The organism is Terasakiispira papahanaumokuakeensis (genome assembly GCF_001709345.1).
Taxonomy (GTDB): Bacteria; Pseudomonadota; Gammaproteobacteria; order Pseudomonadales; family Halomonadaceae; genus Terasakiispira; species Terasakiispira papahanaumokuakeensis.
Window position 1 is genome coordinate 1910146 of record NZ_MDTQ01000001.1, and the last position, 17389, is coordinate 1927534.

Here is a 17389-nt window from a genome sequence, read left to right on the forward strand (position 1 = left end):
CCTCCACGATTTAAAACCATTTAAAACAACAAGCTATTTAAAACGACAGGTTATTTAAAACAGCACTCAAGTTCAAACAACACCCGATTTAAAAAAACAAGAGGATACGGTATGAAAATCAACGTCATTGGACTGGGCCAGATGGGCGGTAATATGGCCTTAACGCTGCATAAAGCAGGCTTTGAAGTCACCGGAATTGACACCTTTAGCGATGCTCGTGAGCGCTTATCCAGTCAAGGGTTAACCGTGGCCACGCCTGATACCTTACCTGAAGCCGATGTCTATTTATTGTCATTGCCCACTTCCGTGCAAGTCCGTGAGGTCATTGAACAAACCCCAAACCTGCTCGAAAAAGCGCGAACAGGCAGTATTATCGTCGACACCTCAACCAGTGATCCCAGCATCAGCCGAGAGTTAGCCGAAAAAGTCGAAGCTGCGGGCCTGCATTGGTTAGACGCCCCTGTCAGCGGCGGCCCTAAAGGCGCTGCGACTGGTCGATTAGGCATGCTCTTGGGTGGCCATGAAGACACCATCAAGAGGCTTGAGCCGGTGTTATCGGCCCTGTCAGCTAAAGCCACCCATGTCGGCGGCCCCGGCAGCGGCCATGTGGTAAAACTGGCCAATAACTATCTCTGTGCCGCCCATCTGCTGACCACAGCAGAAGCGGTCGCATTAGCGGCCAAAGCCGGTGTTGACCCCGCCGCCTGCTTAGCAGGGCTCAATAGTGGCTCGGGACGCAGCGCCGTCAGTGAAGTCAATTTCCCTGAGTGGATTCTCTCAGAACGCTTTGATTCAGGCTTCACCATGGGGTTAATGCGCAAAGATTTACGTTTGGCCCGCGATGCCGCCGCACACATGCAGCTGCCCGATGGCTTGTTAAATGCTGTCGTCGATGCTTGGCATGCCGACCCGGACAATCCCCAAGACACCGATGATTTCAATGCCATTACCCAAGCCTGGATGGTCTTATCAGAGACATCAACGTCGCGCCAATAACATCTTAATGAGAGACGATCGAACCATGAATACACTGACTCAAGCTCACCAAACCCGCCTCAGAACGCTTCTTCAACACTTTGAGCTGGCCGATACAGACCACTCGACAGCCGCGCTCAAGAGCAACTGGATCGGCGGACAACTCCATGTGGGCCAAGGCGATACCATTGAGCTTACTGACCCGGCAACAGGTGAATCCCTCATCCGTTATCAAGATGCAGGTGCGACATTGCTGGATCAGGCCGTGGCCGCGGCCACCCAGGCTCAAGTTCAATGGATGGCCTTAACGGCCAGCGAACGAGGCCGCTGTATGCTACGAGCGGTTCAGCAGCTGACAGGGCATGAAGAGGCCCTCGCCGAACTAGAAAGTGTGATCGCCGGGAAGCCTATTCGAGATTGTCGTGGCGAAGTTGGCAAAGTCCGTGAAATGTTTGAATACTATGCCGGCTGGTGCGATAAGCAACATGGTGAAGTCATTCCTGTTCCGACCAGCCACTTGAACTATGTTCGACATGTGCCTTACGGCGTAGTCGGTCAGATTACGCCCTGGAATGCGCCCATGTTCACCTGTGCTTGGCAGCTGGCTCCGGCCATTGCCGCCGGGAATGGCGTCGTTTTGAAACCCTCCGAGCTGACGCCGTTCACCTCTGTCGTCATCGCTAAACTACTTGAAAGTGGCGGTTTACCCAGCGGTTTGATCAACATCATCAATGGCTTAGGCCCCACTACAGGAGCGGCACTGACCGCCCATGACGATATTCGCAAACTCGTGTTTGTTGGCTCACCCGAAAGCGGCCGCATGATTGCCGAGGCGGGTGCACGTCGGCTCGTGCCGAGTGTACTGGAGCTGGGCGGCAAATCGGCCAATATTATCTTTGCTGATGCCCGCCTGGATGATGCCATCGCAGGGGCTCAAGCCGCTATTTTTGCGGCAGCAGGCCAGAGTTGCGTGGCCGGCTCTCGCCTACTGGTGGAAAGGCCGATCTTTGATGAGGTCTGCCAACGCTTGGCACGGGCCTGCGAAACAATTGACGTCGGCCTACCCGAGAGCGAGCAAACGCGCATGGGGCCGCTGCAGAACCAGCGCCAGTATGAGCGGGTGACGCAGATGATCCAAACAGCCATCGCAGAAGGCGCCCGTATTCTGACCGGGGGACAACGTCCGGATTCACTCCCCAGCGAGGCTCAAGGCTTTTACTTGGCGCCCACGGTCTTGGCGGATGTGACACCCGAAATGTCCATTGCCCAAAACGAAGTCTTTGGCCCAGTCCTGGTGGTCATGCCCTTTGACACTGAAGAGGAAGCCCTGACCTTAGCCAATGGCACTCGCTTTGGTTTAGCCGGTGCGGTTTGGACTCAAGACCCGGCGCGTGCCCATCGTGTCGCCGGACAATTACGCGCTGGCACCCTGTGGATCAACAGCTACAAAGCCATTAACGTCATGTCACCTTTTGGCGGATTTGGGGACAGTGGCTTTGGCCGCTCCAGCGGGCTTGATGGCCTTAAAGAATACACATTGCCACAAAGTGTTTGGGTCGAAACAGCCGCTCACGCCAGTGTCGCCATGGGCTACGGCAGCGGCCAAAACTGAGACTGAGGGGCATGTGTCGGCATCTGAAACACACGTCTAGAACACGGATATAAAAAGCTAGGCTCTAAAAGCCCGCATCCAGCGTTCTAAATGCCGAAGCAACTGAAGGGCGGCGCGCGGCATGCGCCGCCCGATCCGTGTCACCACATGCGAATGGGCTTGACGAAAATGATCACAATCGACATCCCGCGCCACCAGCACGCCATCTTCTAACTCTCGAGCAACCGCAAACGCCGGTAACAGGGTCATATGTAAGTTGGCCCTAGCCGCATGAGTCAACACCGTGAGCGAGCCGGTCTGCATGCCCACCTGAGGGCGCACACCCGCCGCTTGAAAGGCATCATCCATCAACTGCCGAACCCCATGACCCACTTGCCAAAGGGCCAACGAATGAGTCGCCAAATCCTCTAGAGTCAAAGAAGGGAGAGGCTTTCTCTTGGACGAATAGATGATCGGGCGACAAACAAATAGATGACAGCTTCACGAATAAGATTAATTTTCATTGACATTAGCGTTTTTTATTTCATAATGCCGATCAACAGGATGTTACTCGCTAGTAGATATTATGGAACAATCAAATCACCAATCACCTTCTAATACTTTATTCCGCCAAGAAACTTTGGATGAAGATCACTTATCCCATATGGGACAAGTATTCATTCATCAACCTTCAAGCTATGCATGGATGGCTCTTGTAGCTTTTTTTCTGATACTTCTCGTAGCTGCATTTGTATTTTGGGGCACACATACGAGAAAAGTAAGTGCTCCTGGTTTACTTGTTCTAAGTTCAGGAGTTCTGAGAATCCTCTCCCCTACTCAAGGTCAAGTCCTTGATATCAAGGTATCTGAAGGCCAGCATGTTGAAAAAGGAGAGCCTTTATTTATCATATCAGACGAACGTATTTCTAGCTCAGAGCCCTAGAGTCTCAAAAGATAACAACTCATGATAAAAATCTCTCTCTTCTTCCTGGAATGCAACTTGCATCCGACATTAATCAGGAGACACGAAGACGATATAAATGGAACCTCGATCCAATTAATTCAGTCATCAAAAGAGGTTAACTTTGAAAAAAACAATATACAAACTCATCAAAGGTTTTTTTACAGCACTCCTTGGAGGAGTTATAGGTGGTTGTATCTTAAGTCTAATCCTATATATTATTAAATTATTTTAAATGAAATAAAATGAGAGAAATAACTATTGAAGAACTGAAAGTTGCAAGTGGAGGAGCAGTCCATTAAAGATAGCAAAACCTCTTACCCTTAATCTCTACCCCATATACCTCAATAGCCTCCTGAATTTTGGGAGCCCGTTGAAATATTTATAAGCGCGTCACTCACCTCATCGATGTAGACGACACTTAGACCTGTAATCTATCTTTCCACTGGGCCATAAACACTGTACTCAGCGATCAATCATCTGGCCTCTAAAAGCCCGCATCCAGCGTTCTAAATGCCGAAGCAACTGGAGGGCAGCGCGCGGCATGCGTCGCCCCACTCGGGTTACCACATGCGAATGGGCTTGACGAAAATGATCACAATCGACATCCCGCGCCACCAGCACGCCATCTTCTAACTCTCGAGCGACCGCAAACGCCGGTAACAGGGTCATATGTAAGTTGGCCCTAGCCGCATGAGTCAACACCGTGAGCGAGCCGGTCTGCATGCCCACCTGAGGGCGCACACCCGCCGCTTGAAAGGCATCATCCATCAACTGCCGAACCCCATGACCCACTTGCCAAAGCGCCAACGAATGAGTCGCCAAATCCTCTAGAGTCAAAGAGGTTGAAGCCTCCCCTTGCGCCAAGGGATGAGCAGGTGACATCAACGCCACTAGAGGCTGGGGGCTGGAATGCCAGAACCGCAATTGAGGGTGCACCCTCTCGTGATACATCAAACCAATATGCGCTTGATCCTCAACCACCGCATCAATAATCTGGCGCGTACTGCCGGTATCGATTTCCAACTGCACGCCACGATAGCGCTCAGTAAAATCGCGCAACGGTGCATCAATTAAATCGCCGACAAATCCCTCACCTACCCGCAAGACAATCAGCCCGGTTTCCAATCGTTGATAGGCATCCAGCTCTTCATTAAAGGCTTGATCCAAGGCTTCGCGGCGACGGCAATAAGCCAATAGCATCTCACCCACCGGAGTCGGTCGCACACCATTGCGGGAACGCTCAAGCAACGGCGCCTCCATCACGGACTCGATCAACGCCAGTTGTCGGCTCACTGCTGAGGGCGCAATATTCAACCGCGCTGCCGCCTTACGGACCGATCCCGCCTCCACCGTCACTAAAAAATACACCAATCGCTGGTGCGGAATATCCATGTTGAGACTCCATAACCTCAATGCCCAGCCAGGGCTAGCCAGAAAAGAAATCAGGGAAGCGCGCTTGCAGCGCTGGAATGCGAGAGATGGTCCCTTCCAAATGCGTACGCATCGCCGTCATCGCGGCATCAGGATGCCCTTGAGCAATCGCCTCAACAAGGACCTGATGCTGTTCAACCACCTGCGCCATTTTGCCTTGCGAAGGCAAATCAAGGCAGCGCACACGCGCCATATGGCCCAGTCGTGAACGGGATAATACAAATAAACCCGCTTGCCCGGCATGTCGAAACAGGGCCTGATGAAAACGTTCATCCAACAACGCAAAAGATTGCATCACCTCAGCCGACAAGATGCCATTGGTCTGATCGAGACATGCCTTCTGTAAATCAACCCAATGTTGCAACTCGGCCATACACTCAGCCGACGCCTCCAAGCTGAGTCGACGAATCATCTCACACTCCAGCGCCTGGCGCAGACAATGGTTTTCATGCAACTGGGCCAAATCGATCCGTGTCACCTGGGTTCGCGACTGTGGAAAGATCTGAACCAGACCCACCTGCTCCAACTGTTGTAGGGCCTCACGGACAGGGGTCTGGCTGACCCCATACTCCTGGCATAACGCCTGTCGTGACAAGGTGGTTTCTGGGGCTAGCGCCAGCGATACAATGCGCTCATAAAGGCTTTGATAAACCCGCTCTACGGCTGAACGCGGCATGGGGTAATCCCGTTCATCCGCCAACCATAATGGTGGATTCAGTCGTACCGGGTTCATAGCGACTCCTTATCTTATTCAATCTGATCAAACTCGGCCGTCTTGGATGTATGCGCTATGCACAGTGTATGAGTTGTGCGCAGCCGGCTGCCCCAACACGCTGTCACCCCATCATGCCAAGCAACATTTAAGCATACCTAAGACGTTGATTTTATTCCGCACTTACTCGCATAACCGGCTTTCGATTGTTGTTTTCGAGAGGCATGTTAGCCCAAAGTTCAAGTCGGAATCATCGGTAGAAGCATTGCGCTTCACAACTAATATATTAGTATCACAGTTACAACGACAATAACCAAGGAGTTCAGTCAATGAGATTGTTTAACCGTACGTCAGGACGCGCTCTGGTGGCTTCAGCATTGGTCTCGGCACTCGCCTCAGCCATGAGCCTAATACCTGTGGCAGCGCAGGCCGAGGTGCTCAAAGTCCAAACCAGTTTCAACGCCAGTCACATCAGCCTGAACCGCTTAAACGAGCAGTGGGTGCCCAAACTCAAGGAAATGACAGAGGGTCGTATCGAACTCAAATTACTGCCTATTCGTGCGGTTGTGCCTCACCGAGAAACACCCGAAGCCGTCTCGATGGGCATTCTCGATGGCGACCTAACCGCCACCAGCTATTTCGCTGGAATGGACCCTGCGTTTGCACTGATGGGGGATCTCACAGCGGGCTATCAAGATCCTGCTCAAGTGCAAGCATTCTGTATGGAAGGCGGTGGGAAACAACTGCTGCAAAAACTCTACGATGAGTTTATGTCGGGCATTCATGTCGTCGGTTGTAGCTCAGAGAAAAGCGAAGCCTTTGTTTCCAAAGTCCCCATTCATGGCGTCGATGATCTCGAAGGTCTTAAGATCCGTTCGCCTGAAGGCTTAGCCGCCGATGTTTTCCGCCGTGCGGGAGCCACACCGGTCTCGTTGCCGGGCTCAGAAGTCTATACCGCACTGGAAAAAAATATCATCGATGCGGCCGACAGCTCCGCTTATGCCAACAACGATGCCAGCGGTATGCACAAAGTCGCGAAATATCCGTTATATCCCGGCATTCACTCAACGCCCTTCATGCAATTCACTCTCTCGGATATGACTTGGCAACGCTTAAGCGAAGACGACCGCCAAGCGCTGAATAAGTGGTTTGTGATGGCCTATGACGACTTACGCCAGTACCTGGATGCACGCGATAAACAGCTGGTGGCCCGTGATAAGGCCGAAGGAGAGTTGACGATCATCGATTGGTCGGATGAAGAACGCGCACGATTCCGTGAAATTGCGCGTCAATCCTGGCAGGCCTTTGCCGAAGCGTCACCATTAGCGCAAGAAGTTTACGACGCTCACATCGCCTTTATGCGCGATCGCGGCCTGCTATAACCCCGATATGTTTTAACAGTGGCTCAGGCCGCTGGGTCTGAGCCCTGATTTACACTGACAATCGGAGTTGTATGATGTCGGATAATATTACGTTTAACCGTTATACCGCGATCGATCACCTCAGCCATTTCTCAGGGCTGGGCATTGCGATGCTGTACCTCGTCGCAGCCGGTGCCACCTTATGGGAAGTCATCGCCCGCTACGTATTTCACGCCCCCACACAGTGGGCTTTTGAAGTGGTGATGGTGCTCTGTGCCGCCACTTGGATGCTCTCATCGGGCTATATCACCTTAAAAAATCGCCATATTGGGATCACGGTGATTCATGGCATGGTCTCAGAACGGGCACGCTGGTGGCTGGATCTTTTCGCCCTGTGTACCGGGATTGTGGCGCTGTTTCTATTACTTTCAGACGCTTCAATTCGAGCCTATACCGCGTTAAGCCACGTTGAACGCACCGGTAGCGCCTTTAATTCTCCTATGCCGATGCTGTTGAAGTTATTACTGGCTTTGGGCGGCTTCTTATATTTAGCCCAATTGATCGTCAACTTATATCGCCATGTACGATCCACTTTCGCCCAGCGCAGCACTCAGCTGCTTGGCTTGCTAGTCGCCTTCTACTTTATCAATGGTGTCCTTGCCTTTATCAGTGGGCCGGATTCCTGGTTTGTCCACCTCTCTGAGTTGACCAGCCAGCTGGCCAATAGTCTCGATCCAAGACAATGGATTGATATCCGCAGCTACGGATTAGGTAGCGTCTCACTGATCATGGTGCTGGTGTTAGTGGCTTTGATGATGACCGGTATGCCCCTGGGCATTGTCACGCTGGTCGTCTCAGTACTGATGGCTGTCGCCTTCTTTGGCCCCAGAGGCTTATATCTGGTGTCCTCCAATGCCGCCGGATTACTCGATCACTATACGTTGGTCGCCATCCCATTTTTTGTGCTGATGGCCTCAATACTGGAAAAAGCCGGTATCGCAGAAGACCTATTCGATGCCATGTCAGTTTTTGCCGGTAACTTACGCGGTGGCGTTGCCGTACAAACCGTGGTCGTCGCCGTCATATTGGCCGCCATGTCAGGTGTGATGGGTGGTGAAATTGTGATGCTCGGGCTGGTGGCGCTACCACAAATGCTGCGCCTGGGGTACGACCGCAAGATGACCATCGGCCTGATTTGCGCCGCTGGGGCGCTGGCGACTTTGATTCCCCCCTCAATCATTATGATCGTGTATGGCCTTTCCGCCGAGGTCGGTATTGGCGATTTATTCATGGCCGGAGCCATTCCGGGCATCATGCTGGCCATTTTTTATGCCCTATATATCTTAATTCGGGCTCACTTGAACCCCTCTCTGGCCCCTACCGCAGCTGAAGTTGAAGCCCAAACCGGCCAAAGCCGTCAACTGTCCCGTCACCGCTTGCACGCTGTATTACTGAGTATTGCGCTGATCGGCTGTGTCATGGGCTCTATTTATGCCGGTATTGCGTCGATCACCGAAGCCGCTGCCATTGGTGCCGTGGGTGCTATGGTCGTCGCGGCGGTTCGCCATCAATTCCATTGGCCGCTGCTACAAATCACTCTCGTCGGTACCATGGCCACCGTGGGTACCATCATCTGGCTAGTGTTGGGCGCTGTTTCTTTTGTCGGCATTTTCAATTTAGTCGGCGGCGCCGAATTTATGCGCAGTCTCTTCATGAATCTTGGCCTGCCACCGCTGGGGATCATTCTCGTGATGATGCTGATACTGGTGGTCTTGGGGACCTTTATGGAGTGGATCGCCATTGTGCTGATTACCGTACCGGTATTCGCGCCTGTGGTCACCAGCCTCGCTCCAGAGCTGGGGCTCACTCCCGATGAGGCCAAAATCTGGTTTGGCATCCTATTCGTGCTCAATATTCAGATCTACTTCTTATCGCCTCCCTTTGGCCCCGCCTGCTTCTGGTTGAAATCGGTTGCCCCCAAGGATGTGTCTTTACAAGAAATCTTCGTCTCAGTACTGCCTTTTATCGGCTTGCAAGCCATCGGGCTGGTGCTGGTGCTATTGATTCCCGATATCGCCTTGTGGCTGCCCCACTGGCTCAGTAGTTAACGGCTCAGTCATTAACGCCACCCTCACGAAGGAGTCATCACCATGATTGGACGTGATTCACAAGAAGACCTTGACCACTATGGCCTAGCGCCATGGGGCGTGGGCCTCATTATTGCGGCCTCAATACTCATCACCATGTTTACGCTGGCCGCGGGCTTTGCCTGAGCTCACGGCAGCAACCCGACAAATGAATGACTATTTTATTGAACGCTTTGGAGCACTGAATATGTCTCGCATTGAGTCTATCACCATCACCCCTATCGCCTTTCGCGATCCGCCCTTACTGAATGTGTATGGCGTGCATGAGCCTTGGGCCTTACGTACGATCATTGAGGTCCATACTGAAAGTGGCCACTACGGCCTAGGGGAAACCTATGGAGACACTCAAACCATTCAGCAATTAAGAAGTGTTGCCCCTGCACTGAAGGGGTTAGACATTTACCAGCTAAACAGTATTCGTCAGCGCATCCAAGACACCATTGAGCTGCCGGACCCGGACGCCGGGTTAGAGATTGCGCCAGGCACCCTGGGCGCCACCACCGTTCCGCGCATTTTCTCAGCGTTTGAAGTGGCCTGTTTGGATGCGATGGGTAAAATCACCGGACGCCCGGTATATGATTTACTCGGGGGTAAAGTCCGTGATCGTGTCGACTACAGCGCCTATTTATTCTACAAATTTGGCCGCCATCAATTTACTGACGACCCTTGGGTTGACCGCTGGGGCGAAGCATTGACCCCCGATCAAATTGTGCAGCAAGCCCGCAAGATGATTGACGAATATGGTTTTCGTTCGATCAAATTAAAAGCCGGCGTTTTTGAGCCAGCACAAGAAATTGAAGCCCTTAAGGCCTTACGGGCGGCCTTCCCAGACCACCCTTTACGCATCGACCCCAATGGCGGTTGGTCGGTTGAAACCACCCTCAGCTTACTATCTGAGCTTGATACTGAGCTGTTGCAATATTTAGAAGATCCGGCCCCTGGTCAGAGCGGTATGAGCCAAGTCAGCGCCGCCACCCCGATTCCCCTGGCAACCAACATGTGTGTCATTGGCGATTTTCACCTCCGCAGCGCTATGGAGCAAAACGCCGTGCAAGTGATTCTCTCTGATCATCACTATTGGGGTGGGCTCAAAGCCACTCAGGATCTGGCGTATTTCTGCAAGGTATGGAATATCGGCGTCTCCATGCACTCCAACTCTCATCTCGGCATCAGCCTGATGGCGATGACGCATGCGGCCGCCACCATCGAGAACTTAAGTTACGCCTGCGATACCCACTACCCCTGGCAAGATGAAGAAGTGATTAAAGGCGGTAAAATCACGTTCACAGAAGGCGCGGTCGAAGTCACCGACGCCCCGGGGCTAGGTGTCGCCCTTGATCAAACCGCACTGGCGCAGTTAGCACACAACTATGACACCTGCGGTATCCGAGCCCGCGATGACGTCAGTGAAATGCGCAAATACATCCCCGACTGGAAAGGTACTGTACCTCGTTTTTAAGCATTGAAGACATCAGGGGCTCAATCATCAACCTGAGCACCTGATGTCTCAATCCCAGATTTTGCTCACCACGCTCTTAAACGAATGGGCTTGATCTTATCGCTCCGTCTGGCTTATCGCCTCATTCAATAGCACTGACGAATACATATTCAAGTGAATGGCTTGTTCAAAAGAGTGGTTTGCCAAAAAGAGAAGCTCGGTCATAAGGAGAAGCCTGGCGCAATCGTAATGTTTCAAGAAAGCAAACCATGAGCCTGCACATAGAAGCTCTAAATACGACCATGATTTGCATATAGCTGCGAGGCTAATCATTTTATTTGAAATTAGTTTATGCTATTCTGCGACATCTTGTCGCACCCAAATTGCGTCCGTAATTCATCTACAATGCTTTGAATTTAAAGTAGTTTCATAAACTCAAAGTGTTTTAGGTGTCAGGGTAAAGATAAAGAATACGAATGAATACTGGTCATCCCTGAACTCAGGGCTTCGTCTCGCCAAGATGAAGCCCAAAGTAGATATTCGAGGTATCCCCATGGCGTTCAATACACCTCAGGAAACGGCTCAAATCGCAGTCAATGCTGGTGTTAAAAAACATCAAACTCCCCTCCTGCCCTTAATGATTCTGGGTTTCTTATCCGGTGCTTTTATTGCCATCGGTTTTTTATTAGATATCCGAGTCATCGGTACGATGCCCGCAGAATGGGGCTCTTTAAAGAGCTTCCTTGGCGCTGCGGTATTCCCTGTCGGGCTGGTATTAACCTTACTGGCCGGCGGTGAGCTGCTGACTGGCAACATGATGGCGCTGCCCATGGCGCTATTTTCACGCCGTATTGGCGTAATGGATCTGGTCCGCAATTGGGTACTGGTCACTATCGCCAACTTTATCGGCAGTGTCGCTGTCGCTTGGTTCTTTGGCCATTATCTGGGACTCACTGAAGGCGCGTTCTTAAAGACTACCGTCGCCATCGCCCAGCACAAAGTCGCCGCAGACTTCGGACATGCTTTTGTCTCAGGTATCGGTTGTAACTGGCTGGTCTGCTTGGGCGTTTGGTTATGCTGGGCAAGCAAAGATTTCATCGGCAAGATTCTGGGAATCTGGTTCCCGGTCATGGCTTTTGTCGCAATCGGTTTCCAGCACGTTGTCGCCAATATGTTTGTGGTACCCGCTGCGATTTTTGCAGGCGAAGTCACTTGGGCACAATACTTACCCAACTTTGTTGCGGTCTTTTTTGGCAATGCAGTGGGCGGCGCAATCTTTGTCGGTCTCGCTTACTATCTGGCTTACTTGCCTGCGGCTAAAGCCGAGCCAGCACAGCATAATGACCTTGGTGCCCAGCAGGCCGTTCAAAAAGCTTAATCGAACACCACGGGTCAACACCTAGATCATTAGAGCACCGAAGGCTTGTGCTTAACGATAAAGGCCCCGCCATCACTTAATGGCGGGGCCTTTTCATTTAGCGCTCAGTTAACACATCAACTCGACCTTTGAGCCGATGTTTTAAACCATCGGCCAGTCGCTGCAAGAGGGTCGGAAACATCACGAGGTTGCCACACAGAATCAGCACCAGCCCCACCACACCACTAGCGTGCCAATGATAGTTTTCAAATACGGTCGAAATGGTTAAAGCGACCAAGGGGAACAATAAGGTGCAATAGGCCGCGCCGCCAGCCCCAATCCGCCCGACCAGGACGAAGTAAGCGGTAAACCCGACCACCGACCCTATCACCGCTAAGTAGATTAACGCCAGCAAATAGCTCTCGCGCATATCCAATGCGAAATCAGCGCCTTGACCCCAAGCCATCGCCGCCATCAACACAGCACCATAAGTCATGGCATAGGCATTGGTTGAGGGCACATCCAAACCATGGCGCTGGTGGCGTTGGCTAATCATATTGCCTAACGAGAACCCATAAGTACCCAATACACTTAACCCGACGCCAATAAACAAATCTGGATTCGGTTCAGCCGCTTGCAGTTCAGGCCAAAACAGACTGGTAATCCCCGCCAAGCCCAGTAATGCAGCCCAAACCACATTGGCCCGAACCAGTTGGCCAAAGAAAAGCCGTGCGTTCAGCGCATTAAAAAGCACCGCCATCGAAAAAATAACCGATTCTAAACCTGAAGTAATAAAAGCCGCTGCATGGTAAAAGCAAACGAAGTTAAGGCCAAAAACACAGGCCCCTTGTGCCACACACCATAGGTGCTGAGCAGGTGATATAGGGCGCAAGCGCTTCATGATCATAAGCGCCACAAGCATCACCACAGCAGCCAAAGCAAAGCGGTATGCCACTGACACCTCTGGTGCTGTCGACCCTTGCTGCAAAGCGATCGCGATCCAAGTAGTGCCCCAAATGAGCACCACAGCCCCATATAAAACAGCGTTCATACTCCCCCCTCATTAACCCATCACCCTGACGGCCTATCCAGGCACCGTCGGATTCCACCAAAAGTCGGATTCCACCAAAAGAGTGTGTAATGTTGGGCGAGTGATTGCTTTCACAAACCAAAGTAAGTTGCACATTCTTGCGCTTTTTTTAACCCTGGGCGCAAGACCACTCGTGATCAGTGTTCAGTCGATATATGATCATGGGTAATGGCACTTATGGTGATCAACAGTGACACTGATGGTCATGGAAAGAAGCACCATAGCAACGGGCATACCGGGAACACCAACGCCAGACAGGATCTCAAGATCTGGATCAGCAATATCATGATGCAAGAGAGGCCACCATCATGTCATACGAAGGCTTTGACACCATGTCACAACACAAGTCCAGGCTACATGATGCCCTCGTGCTGGATTCGGGGATGCAGCTGGCCCATTGGTCCAATAATAACGACCGCGTTCACTTTGAAGCCAACCACCATACCTTAAGCCTCTACCTGGCTGACGGTTACGAGGTGTACCAGCGAACACCCACCGGTTGGCGCAATGGCGGAGGGCCTGATCGCTTTTGCATGATGCCTCAGCACTCAGGCAACACCTGGGATATTCGCGGCCATTTGCGCTTCACTCACCTCTATTACACCGAAGCGCATATGCGATCACTGGCCGAGCGTATATGGGATAAAAGCCCCAGCCAAATTCGCCTGGATGAGCAGATTTTTGCCGAAGACCCACAGATCAGTAGCCTTTATAGGCACTTTTTCATGGCCGCTGACTGGCAGGATCAAACCAATACTTTAATGTTATCCAGCACGGCTACCCTACTGGTCACTCATGTCCTACAACGCTACAGCCAACTGCACTGGGCACCACTCAAAGTCACCGGCGGGCTCGCACCTCACACCCTGAACCGGATCAAAGCGTATATTGACGCTCATTTGGAACAGCCGCTTCACCTCTCAACACTGGCCGCTCAAGCCCAACTGAGCGAATTTCATTTTGCCCGCATGTTCAAACACAGCACCGGCCTAGCCCCTCATCAATACGTGATGCAAGCCCGGCTACAAAAAGCGGAATCATTGATTCTGGAAGGTAGTGAACGACTGACGGATATCGCACTCAGCTGTGGATTCAGCTCAATCAGCCACCTCAGCCGCCGCTTCAAATCGGCAAAAGGCTATACCCCGTCACAGCTGAGGCGAATGTAATCCCCCACAACAGGATTAACTCAGCGAGAGTGTTTTTCGGCAGAAAACACGGTTAAGTCTGATTCACGTCGACGACCGACTTCGGCGTAACCGGTCTTCGGATACAACGTGGGTTCTCCGTCATCATTTCATTCGTATAGAGTTCCACAGCTTTGTAGCCCACGGCCTTAGTAGCTTGCTCTACATGCTTGAACAAAACCTGCCTATACCGATCCGGTAGAACGCTAATACACCCGAGATGAGATTACCCACTCAGCGTATTAAGATCTGATATGATTCGCCAACTGCGCCACCTTCTTCAGCCAAGCTTCTCGCTTGTTTGGATCAGCGCTGATGACAGGCCCAAAGTAAGTCGACGACGTATTTTTAATCCCAGTAAAGCTTAAAACGGTATGCTTTAAGTGCTTATAAATCACATCCCCTTGGATGTATCGATACCAAAAAGGTGGGCTATCAAGGGTGATAATAAGCTCAGAAGTCCGACCTTTTAATAACTTTTCCGGCGTACTTTTACCTTCAATATACTTGAATGCAAAACCAGGTAAAAAAGTCCGGTCAAGGGCACCTTTAAATTTTGCCGGTATCGTTCCCCACCAGACAGGGCTGACAATCACCAGGTGCTCTGCCCACTGAATCTTTTTTTGCAACGCCACAAGATCTGGCTCCAAGGGCATCACGCTATCATAGCCTTCGTCTAAACTGACCTTGAAATCCAAATCCCGTATGTTGATTTGCTCAACGTCATGCTGACCTGTCGCTACGGCGGCGTACTGATCCGCTAACGACTGACACAAGCTACTGGCTTTAGGGTTTGCATTGATTACAAGGACTTTTGTCATGAGCTTACTTATCCGCGCAGAGTCAAAACGCGCAGCTTAAACTCTTCCCTAAAGGTCAGAGTCAAGCAATCGGAGACACTCATCAATCGAAACCCGGTAGTGTTGAATCCGTTGCTTTTGTTGCTCAAGCGCCCGGATGCTGGCGTCAACCGCTTCTTGCTTCTGTACCAAAAACTCACTCACCAAATGCCAGTCAAAATCGTCTTGATCCCCTTTTAAAGCCACCAGATCAGCCAACGTAATCCCAAGCGTTTGCGCTTCCTTAATAATCTTGATCAGACTGATATTATCCTGGCTATAGACACGGTACTTTCCTGACCGTGACACTTTCAGTAACCCCAAAGACTCATATAGCCGAATAGCTCTTTGAGTCGCACCAGATTTTTTTGACGCTTCACCAATCAACACTTGGCTGCCCTTATTCACTGGACCAAACTAGCCATTCATGAGCAGAATCATGCTCACCCACGACGCTTTCACACAACTTTAGGCACAACTTTTTTAGGCATAACTTCATGCACAACTTTATGTGCAACAGTGCTCAAGCCACTCACACATCAGGATGAGTAATTTACTGTATATTTGATCGGAATATCATCATTGGGAAAAACCGTGGCGCTCGCTTGCGCTAACGATACCGATTATCCCATCTCGCTCAACAACGGAAGACGGTACCCAAGGAGGATAGGCTCTAGGGATTTCGTTGCGTACCGGAAGGGCGTTGCGCCCTATCAGACAGCACTCGGTGTGAAAGTTGCCCTACTTTGGTGAAGCGCTCACAGAAAAGACAACACATAAGCATTGTTTATGGTTTTTCTTAATTTATTTAATTGAAGCCATAAGTATTCAAGGATAGCTTTGGAAGGGTCCACACAATCACAACACTCAAAGGACTCGATATGACTTTTAAACGACTGTCTACGGCACTGGTCGCTTTAGCCGCGAGTAGTGCACTTTACGCTGCGGATTACCCTACTCGTAATATTAACTACGTGGTGCCTTTTGCGGCAGGTGGCGCTGTGGATTTCACAGGTCGCTTGATTGCAGATGCAGCGCCGGAGTTTTTTGACGGTAAAAAGTTTATCGTTAAGAACATGCCAGGCGGCGGGGCGGTCATTGGTCAAACTTATGTCAGTGCGGCCCCGGCTGATGGCTATACGCTGCTGGCAACGACATCATCAATCATTAACAACGCGATGACCAAACAGGTGGAATATAACCTAGATAGTTTTACCCCGCTCGCGTTGTTTAACCTTGATCCTGAGGTCATTGTCACCAGTGGTAAAAGTGACGTTAAAACACTGGATGATTTTCTGCAGGCAGCAAAATCCGGCAATGTCAGTATCGCCACACCCGGTAATGCGACATCCCACCATATTGCCGCGCTTTCTTTAGCCCAGAAGGAAGATCTGAGCTTCCGTTATGTACACAATGCCAGCGCCGCGATGCAGCTCCAGCAAATCATGGGGAACCATGTCCAGGCTGGATTTATGTCGCTGGGTGAAGCCATTGGGTTGGTGTCTGATGGCAATCTGCATATTCTCGCGGTACTCGATAGCTCACGCAGTCAATTAGCGCCCAATATTCCCACCTTTGAAGAGCAAACCGGGCGCTCAATGCAGTGGGGGACTTTCCGTGGGATTGCAGCCCCTGCAGGCTTACCTGATGAAGTCGCCGAGTCGCTGGAAAAACGTTTGGGTGAGCTGCTGACTTCACCTAAATTTATTGCCCGAATGAAAGATTCTGGCTATCAGGTGAATTATCGTGATGCAGATGCCTTTGAGGCCTATTTGAATAATACGGCCGAGCAAATGAAGCAAGTCCTGCCGCTTCTGGATACATCCTCATGATCCGTGAACGTCTGTCACCTCTGTCCGGCCATTGGCTGGACAGGGTGCTGGCACTGGCGGTGGTGGTGCTGGCCGCCACAGTGCTCGATATGGCAGAAGGGTTTTCCGAATCAGCGGCCGCACTACCTGAGATTATCGGTGTGCTCATGGTGCTTTGCGGTTTAGGGCTGTGGTGTTTCCCTGGCCGTAAAAGCGAACTTTCAGACGTTAGAGGCCGGGGCCTGCTGGTCGCACTGGCATTGTTTGCGATCACGCTTGCGCTCTTTAGTCTTGTTGGCGCTGACATTGGTTTGTGGGTGATGTTTATCGGCTGTGCCTGGTGGATGGGGTATCCCTTAGGGCTGCGTCTGTTGGTCATCGCCTTGCTGTTCACAGCGCTGATCGGTGCCGTATTCGGTATTTTATTAGGGGTGCCTTTGACGGGCCCAGTGCTGGGTTTATTGAGCACGTAAAAGCAGTCTATCA

At 51.3% G+C, this 17389-nt stretch carries 16 protein-coding genes and 1 pseudogene; 11 read left to right on the forward strand and 6 right to left on the reverse strand.

Going from position 1 to position 17389, the window contains the following annotated elements; translation table 11 throughout:
• Positions 1-63 precede the first annotated feature (63 nt).
• Both BFW38_RS18385 and BFW38_RS08370 read left to right on the forward strand, forming a co-directional pair.
• Positions 64-996 (forward strand): annotated as a pseudogene (locus BFW38_RS18385) (NAD(P)-dependent oxidoreductase); the annotation flags it as partial.
• 25 nt (positions 997-1021) lie between these two features.
• Positions 1022-2587, forward strand: coding sequence for an aldehyde dehydrogenase family protein (locus tag BFW38_RS08370; RefSeq protein ID WP_068997977.1), 1566 nt, complete (start codon positions 1022-1024; stop codon positions 2585-2587).
• A 57-nt stretch (positions 2588-2644) separates the two neighbouring features.
• Here the strand turns inward: BFW38_RS08370 and BFW38_RS08375 are convergent, their stop codons facing one another.
• The gene (locus BFW38_RS08375; RefSeq protein ID WP_281180385.1) at positions 2645-3004 is read right to left on the reverse strand and encodes a substrate-binding domain-containing protein; all 360 of its coding nucleotides are present in this window, start codon (positions 3002-3004) and stop codon (positions 2645-2647) included.
• A 148-nt stretch (positions 3005-3152) separates the two neighbouring features.
• On the opposite strand from BFW38_RS08375, the gene BFW38_RS17695 reads away from it, so the two are divergent.
• The gene (locus BFW38_RS17695; protein ID WP_084004541.1) at positions 3153-3509 is read left to right on the forward strand and encodes an HlyD family secretion protein; all 357 of its coding nucleotides are present in this window, start codon (positions 3153-3155) and stop codon (positions 3507-3509) included.
• A gap of 483 nt (positions 3510-3992) precedes the next feature.
• Here BFW38_RS17695 and BFW38_RS08380 read toward each other — a convergent pair whose 3' ends face one another.
• Both BFW38_RS08380 and BFW38_RS08385 read right to left on the reverse strand, forming a co-directional pair.
• Entirely contained in the window at positions 3993-4922 is a 930-nt protein-coding gene (locus tag BFW38_RS08380; protein ID WP_068997979.1) for a LysR family transcriptional regulator, read from the reverse strand.
• Between the two features lie 34 nt (positions 4923-4956).
• The gene (locus BFW38_RS08385; protein ID WP_068997980.1) at positions 4957-5694 is read right to left on the reverse strand and encodes a GntR family transcriptional regulator; all 738 of its coding nucleotides are present in this window, start codon (positions 5692-5694) and stop codon (positions 4957-4959) included.
• A 308-nt stretch (positions 5695-6002) separates the two neighbouring features.
• Here BFW38_RS08385 and BFW38_RS08390 point away from each other — a divergent pair, with 308 nt between their 5' ends.
• The 5 genes from BFW38_RS08390 (at position 6003) to BFW38_RS08410 (ending at position 11997) form a co-directional block, all read left to right on the forward strand.
• Positions 6003-7055 (forward strand): TRAP transporter substrate-binding protein, encoded by a 1053-nt coding sequence (locus BFW38_RS08390; protein ID WP_084004542.1) that lies wholly within the window; start codon positions 6003-6005, stop codon positions 7053-7055.
• Positions 7056-7126: 71 nt separating this feature from the next.
• Entirely contained in the window at positions 7127-9142 is a 2016-nt protein-coding gene (locus BFW38_RS08395) for a TRAP transporter large permease subunit (RefSeq protein ID WP_218186391.1), read from the forward strand.
• A gap of 42 nt (positions 9143-9184) precedes the next feature.
• The gene (locus tag BFW38_RS08400) at positions 9185-9307 is read left to right on the forward strand and encodes a dihydroxy-acid dehydratase (protein ID WP_068997982.1); all 123 of its coding nucleotides are present in this window, start codon (positions 9185-9187) and stop codon (positions 9305-9307) included.
• A 22-nt stretch (positions 9308-9329) separates the two neighbouring features.
• Positions 9330-10640, forward strand: a complete 1311-nt coding sequence (locus BFW38_RS08405; RefSeq protein ID WP_245686114.1) for a glucarate dehydratase family protein — start codon at positions 9330-9332, stop codon at positions 10638-10640.
• Positions 10641-11139: 499 nt separating this feature from the next.
• Complete coding sequence (locus BFW38_RS08410) at positions 11140-11997, forward strand: formate/nitrite transporter family protein (protein ID WP_218186392.1); 858 nt, start codon at positions 11140-11142, stop codon at positions 11995-11997.
• A 97-nt stretch (positions 11998-12094) separates the two neighbouring features.
• On the opposite strand, the gene BFW38_RS08415 is transcribed toward BFW38_RS08410, so the two are convergent.
• Positions 12095-13027, reverse strand: coding sequence for a DMT family transporter (locus BFW38_RS08415; protein WP_068997984.1), 933 nt, complete (start codon positions 13025-13027; stop codon positions 12095-12097).
• 371 nt (positions 13028-13398) lie between these two features.
• Between BFW38_RS08415 and BFW38_RS08420 the strand changes: the two genes are divergently transcribed.
• A complete protein-coding gene (locus tag BFW38_RS08420) occupies positions 13399-14235 on the forward strand; it encodes a helix-turn-helix domain-containing protein (protein WP_245686115.1) in 837 nt (278 codons plus the stop codon).
• A gap of 260 nt (positions 14236-14495) precedes the next feature.
• On the opposite strand, the gene BFW38_RS08425 is transcribed toward BFW38_RS08420, so the two are convergent.
• Together BFW38_RS08425 and BFW38_RS08430 are read right to left on the reverse strand one after the other, a co-directional pair.
• Complete coding sequence (locus tag BFW38_RS08425; RefSeq protein WP_068997986.1) at positions 14496-15074, reverse strand: NAD(P)H-dependent oxidoreductase; 579 nt, start codon at positions 15072-15074, stop codon at positions 14496-14498.
• Between the two features lie 48 nt (positions 15075-15122).
• Complete coding sequence (locus BFW38_RS08430; RefSeq protein WP_245686116.1) at positions 15123-15500, reverse strand: MerR family transcriptional regulator; 378 nt, start codon at positions 15498-15500, stop codon at positions 15123-15125.
• Between the two features lie 473 nt (positions 15501-15973).
• Between BFW38_RS08430 and BFW38_RS08435 the strand changes: the two genes are divergently transcribed.
• Together BFW38_RS08435 and BFW38_RS08440 are read left to right on the forward strand one after the other, a co-directional pair.
• Positions 15974-16924, forward strand: a complete 951-nt coding sequence (locus tag BFW38_RS08435) for a tripartite tricarboxylate transporter substrate binding protein (protein ID WP_068997987.1) — start codon at positions 15974-15976, stop codon at positions 16922-16924.
• Positions 16921-17376 (forward strand): tripartite tricarboxylate transporter TctB family protein, encoded by a 456-nt coding sequence (locus BFW38_RS08440; RefSeq protein WP_068997988.1) that lies wholly within the window; start codon positions 16921-16923, stop codon positions 17374-17376. Before BFW38_RS08435 ends, BFW38_RS08440 begins: the two co-directional genes overlap by 4 nt.
• Positions 17377-17389: the final 13 nt, after the last annotated feature.